The 4885-nt window shown below is 66.8% G+C and carries 5 protein-coding genes; 3 read left to right on the forward strand and 2 right to left on the reverse strand.

Annotated elements, in window-relative coordinates; all coding sequences use genetic code 11:
- On the forward strand, positions 1-704 hold a 704-nt coding region (locus CAPSK01_RS07295; protein ID WP_273703246.1), incomplete at its 5' end, for a hypothetical protein.
- A gap of 126 nt (positions 705-830) precedes the next feature.
- Positions 831-1397: a PEP-CTERM sorting domain-containing protein gene (locus CAPSK01_RS07300; protein ID WP_034924506.1), complete on the forward strand. Its 567-nt coding sequence runs from the start codon at positions 831-833 to the stop codon at positions 1395-1397.
- A 74-nt stretch (positions 1398-1471) separates the two neighbouring features.
- Here the strand turns inward: CAPSK01_RS07300 and CAPSK01_RS07305 are convergent, their stop codons facing one another.
- Entirely contained in the window at positions 1472-2143 is a 672-nt protein-coding gene (locus CAPSK01_RS07305; protein WP_273703247.1) for a response regulator transcription factor, read from the reverse strand.
- A 1-nt stretch (position 2144) separates the two neighbouring features.
- Positions 2145-4025 carry a hybrid sensor histidine kinase/response regulator gene (locus tag CAPSK01_RS07310; RefSeq protein WP_273703248.1) on the reverse strand — a complete coding sequence of 627 codons (1881 nt, stop codon included), beginning with the start codon at positions 4023-4025 and terminating at the stop codon, positions 2145-2147.
- 254 nt (positions 4026-4279) lie between these two features.
- On the opposite strand from CAPSK01_RS07310, the gene CAPSK01_RS07315 reads away from it, so the two are divergent.
- Positions 4280-4885: hypothetical protein (locus tag CAPSK01_RS07315; RefSeq protein ID WP_273703249.1), on the forward strand; the 606-nt coding region annotated here is incomplete at its 3' end.

Consider the following 4885-nt stretch of genomic DNA (forward strand, 5'->3'; position numbering starts at 1 on the left):
CAACCGCTGTGATCGATGTTGTGCCGATTCCCACCCACACGCTGAGCATAGGCAATGCTCCCGAGCGCCAATCCGGCCTTGGCGGCCAGTGGGCGGCTGCCTGGACCAACGCGGACATCGTCACTTCGATCGTCCACAAGGCCGACTACGCGAATGCGGCGGAGACCTGGAGCGCCGCGCGCTTGAATGGAGTAAGCCCGCAGACCTTGACGGGGGGCGACATCTACGCTGGCGACCTGGGGGTCAGCGGACAATCAGAGGCGACCAACCCGGTGCGGCAGGAAATCGACGGCAAGGAAGCCTTGCGATTCAACCTCACCGAGGGCGCGACCGGGCTGACGGTCTATCTGTCGCGTCTTTTCACCCAGGACGACGGCGGCGACTTTGTTGAAAGTGGGCGTCTGCGTTTGCTCGACGCCGATGGTCGTGTTATCAAGGAAACCAGCTTCCACGCTGGCGGAGCGGCGGGAACGCAGACCGTCACACTGACGTCGGACGTGGCTTTCAGGGCCATCGAACTGAGTGCCGGCGTATACGACGGAAGCACCTTCGTTGCCGGTGGCTATGCCCACGCAGACGGCAGCTTCGCCGCGATGGTCACGACCGACGCCATGGGAGTCCAGCATGGCAGTGACTTCCTGGTCGACAAGATCGACTTCCAGGTGCCGGTCATTGGTGTGCCGACCGACGTCTTTGCTCCGTAGCAGTGGCCGGAGCGGGCGGCGGAAGCCGTCCTCGGCTGTGAACGACAGTAAGTTCATTCAACAGCAATCCTCTTGTCGGCACAAGGCTGGTGTCGTGCCGATGGGAGCCAACAGAACGAGAATCACATGAAACTCCTCACCACCTTACGAAAATTCCCCGCCGCCTCCGCCTTGCTGGTGGGCTGTCTTCTCATGGCCGGCAACGCGTCGGCCACGCTGCTCGTCGAGCAATTGCCGGCCGTCACGGCTGTCGGCCAGCAAGCCGACACCAGTACGGGGCCCTATCCAGAAAGCGTGACCGTACCGGCGCCGGCGTCGATCAACAGAATCTTGTGGTGGGGCTATTACCTCGCCGGCAGCACACTCGACGACAGCTTCCTCATCGCGCTCGGCGGCAAGGCGCAAAGCGGTAGTGTGAAGAGTGTCGCCGCTGGCTCCGTCGATGGCCTTGATCTCTACCGCTACGAGCTGACGCTTGCCACTCCGTTCGCCGTGACCGGTGCGACGCCTCTCGAACTGGCGCTGGTAAACGATAGCTTCGACGTTGAATGGTATTGGCAAGGCGCGGCCACGTCCGATGGCCGACGTGCCCTCGTCATGCTGCAGGTGCCGGAGCCCGGAATGCTGGGAATCTTCGGGGTCGGTCTTCTGGGGCTTGCTCTCTCGTCGAGGCGCCGGCTGACCCGTAGCTGACCTCCCGGCGAGTTACGTGGGCCGGACGACTTTCCCTGCGGGAAGGCTGGGCAGGCAGCCCCGACGGGCTGCGGCTATCCCGGCGCCTTGACCCTCTTCAGAAAGGGCACCGCCGCCATGCTCGTCGCATCGCACAGGCCGAGCCGCTGGGCGCTGAGCGCCGCCTGCGTACGATTGGTGACGCCGAGAGCGCGGAAGACCGCGCCGAGATGCGCGCGAACCGTGGCTTCGGAGATCCCCAGGCGGCGGGCGATGGTCTTGTTCGGCTCGCCGGCGCAAACTCCCTGCAGGACTTCGCGCTCGCGCGCCGTCAGTGGGCTGGCCGTCGTTCTCGGGACGGTCGCCGGCGCCGGGTTCAACGCCGGCGGCAGGTAGAAGCCGCCGTCGGCGACGATGGCCAATGCGGCGGACAGGATCTCACGTCGCGCCGACTTCGGGATGTAGCCGCTGGCGCCAGCGTCCATGCAGGCGCGGATGGTGGCGGCATCTTCGTCGGCGGAAACCACCACCACGGGAACTGCCGGATGGCGACTGCGCAGCACCGCCAGGGCGGTGCCGCCGTCGAGCCCGGGCATCTTGAGGTCGAGCAGCACCAGGTCGAAGGTATCATCCTGCGCCAGTTGTTCAAGTGCCATCCCGGCGTCGCCCGCCTGCTCGACCTGCGCCTCGGCAAACAGTTGCGCCACCAGCACCGCCAGCCCGTCGCGATAGATTGGGTGGTCTTCGATGATCAGGATCTTCTTCATGTCACGACGCTCCTTCCTGCCGCCTCGGAGCGCTCTCGCGAGGGGATGATGGCGTAGCGCTGCCGGCTGGCACCGCTGCCGTTTCCGCGACCCGCACAGGCAGCCAGTGCGCCCCCAGCGCCGCGCGCAACGCGGCAGGGCGGACCGGCTTGTGCAGCAGCACGACGCCATGCTCGCGGGCGAGACGGCGCGCGTCGTCGAGGGCATCGCCGGTGATCAGGATTGCCGGCAGTGCAGCGCGAAAACGCTGGCGTACCAGTCGAACCACGTCCAGCCCATCCTCGCCGCCAGGCAGACGCCAATCGGTGACCAGTGCATCGGGCGCGGCAGGAATCGTCTCCAGCGCCACGCGCACTGCTGCAGCGCTGGCGCAGGCGACGACCTGGCAACCCCAGGAGGCGAGCCAGCTGACCAGGGCGTCACGGGCGTGCGCATCGTCTTCCACGACCAGGACCCGCCGCTCTGGCCAACCAGGCGGCAGGGTCGCCTGGGCATCATCCACGGCCGGGGCGGCATCGGACAACGGTTCCGGAACGGTCGCCAGCGGCACGCTGACGCGGAACACGCTGCCGCGCCCAAGGCGTGAACGAAGCTCGATGGGGCAGCCGAGCAGCGCTCCCAGGCGGCGCACGATCGCCAGCCCCAGCCCCAGGCCCTGCTCCGGGTCGCGCTGCCGGTTGGCAACCTGGTAGAACTCGTTGAATACCGTACCCTGCTGCGCGTCGGCGATGCCGATGCCGCTGTCCCAGACTTCGATGCGCAGCAGCGCAGCGCGCCGCCGGCAGGCGATGACGATGCCGCCGCGCAGGGTATAGCGCACCGCGTTGGCGAGCAGGTTGCGCAGGATGCGTTCGAGCAGCAACGGGTCGCTGCGGATCCAGACATCGCTGGCGCGACAGCGCAGCGACAAGCCCTTGGCGAGTACCTCCGGGTTGAATTCGTCGGTCAATGCGAGCAGCAGCGGACGCAGCGCGAAATCCGTGCGCCGCGGCTCGATCGCGCCGCTGTCCAGCCTGGAAATGTCGAGCAAGCCCGCGAACAGCGAGTCCAGTGAGTCGAGCACATGCGCCATGCGCGTGGCAGTCTCTTGCGCCTGCAGGCTCAGCGACTGCCCCTGCAGCACATCGAGCAGCAGGCCGAGCGCGTGTACGGGCTGGCGCAGGTCGTGGCTGGCCGCGGCGATGAAGCGCGATTTGTCGAGGTTGGCCTGTTCCGCTTCGCGGGTGCGCTGCTCCAGCGCCCGCGCAAGCCGCCGGTTCTCGTGACCGATACGCAGCGATCGACGTGTCGCTGCGGCAAGGCGTGACGCGAACACCGTCAGCACGAGCATCATCATCAGCGCACCGATACTCAGCCCGAGGTTCATCGCGCCGCCGAGCAGGACGCGGTAGACCGCCGTTGGCAGCAATGCACCGGCAATGAAGACTGCGTAAATCGGCAGACTCGCGCCGATGTTGGCGAGCACCGCGGCGGCGAGACTCAGCAGCAGCGCCAGGACGACCATCTCGGCTGGCCAGGGCGCCGGTACGAATAGCCAACCGGCGACCCCCCAGGACAAGCCGCTCGCAGCGACCAGGACATACAGGCATGGCCGCCATCCCGCAACGCCGTCGAGGGCGGGCGGGTGGCGCCGGTAGAGGAAGCCAAGCAGCAGCCCGAAGCCGAGGACGGTAGCAACCGCCATCACCCATCGCACGAGCTGGGGCGGCGAGGCCAGGAGCTGCAGGAGAACCGCAGACACGGCCAGCGGCACGAAGCCGCTGCCGAAACCCTCCGGCAAGCCGCGCGCGACCATGTCGAACACCTCGAACTCGACCAGTTCGTCGAGCGAGGGCTCACGCGAGTCGGGCGGAGGCACTCGGGCAGCAGTCGGGACGGGCATGATCACCTGGCACCAACGAAGGTCGGACGGGATGACATGGTAGTTGCTTTGTCGTACGACATAAAGTGGATTGGCACGAGTGACGCAAAGGCGCAAAGTTGCGATGCGCAGGCGGGCTTGGGCTTCGCCGGCGCGCCAGCCACGCTTCGAATGCGCGGTGCTTGACGATTACACGCGCCTGGCGCGCCCAGGCGCTCACCTGCAGATGGTCCCATTCGTTCATCGATGTCATGCAAGTCAACAAGGAGTCAATAATGAGCCTCTTGCAAAACTCCCCGGTGGGCCGGGCGGATGTGGCATGGCTCGCTCTGGACGAGCGACCGGCGCCTCCACCCAGGTCGCACCGATCGAACCCATCCTGTACCAGGAACGAGCGCACCCCCCCACCGACCCTGCCGGGTCGCACCGTGTTGCTCGCAGGGCTGCTGGCGCTTGCCAGCGTGCCGGCGTTGGCCGAAGTCGACGTGCTGAGCATGCGCTCGGACGCGCGCTTCACCAGTGTGCTGAAGGCACCACCGCCCTGGTCCAGCGGTTACTCGGTCACCAGCGCGGCCGAGTGGATTGCCCTGGGCCGCCATGCGCAGACCGCCACGCCGGCTGGCCAGCCCGTGGGATCACCCTTCAGCGTCGACAACGTGCAGGCCTGGGCCGACTTCCAGCAGGAAGACGAAGGCAGCAGCTTCCACAGCTATGCCCGGCTCACCGGCAACTACCTGGACGCCGGGCCGTGGAACTTCGCCCGCAACGAAATCTGGCTGACCAACCGCTACCTCGTTGAATACGACGCGTGGACCGGCCCGAAAATCAAATTCAACGTCACGCACGCCAGCCACGGCTTGCTGCTGGCGGGCGGTATCGCC

The organism is Candidatus Accumulibacter vicinus (assembly GCF_000584955.1).
Classification (GTDB): domain Bacteria; phylum Pseudomonadota; class Gammaproteobacteria; order Burkholderiales; family Rhodocyclaceae; genus Accumulibacter; species Accumulibacter vicinus.

Coding starts and splice junctions, on each gene's coding strand:
- CAPSK01_RS07300 (WP_034924506.1), top strand. CDS start 831: ATGAAACTCCTCACCACCTTACGAAAATTCCCCGCCGCCTCCGCCTTG.
- CAPSK01_RS07305 (WP_273703247.1), bottom strand. CDS start 2,143: ATGAAGAAGATCCTGATCATCGAAGACCACCCAATCTATCGCGACGGG.
- CAPSK01_RS07310 (WP_273703248.1), bottom strand. CDS start 4,025: ATGCCCGTCCCGACTGCTGCCCGAGTGCCTCCGCCCGACTCGCGTGAG.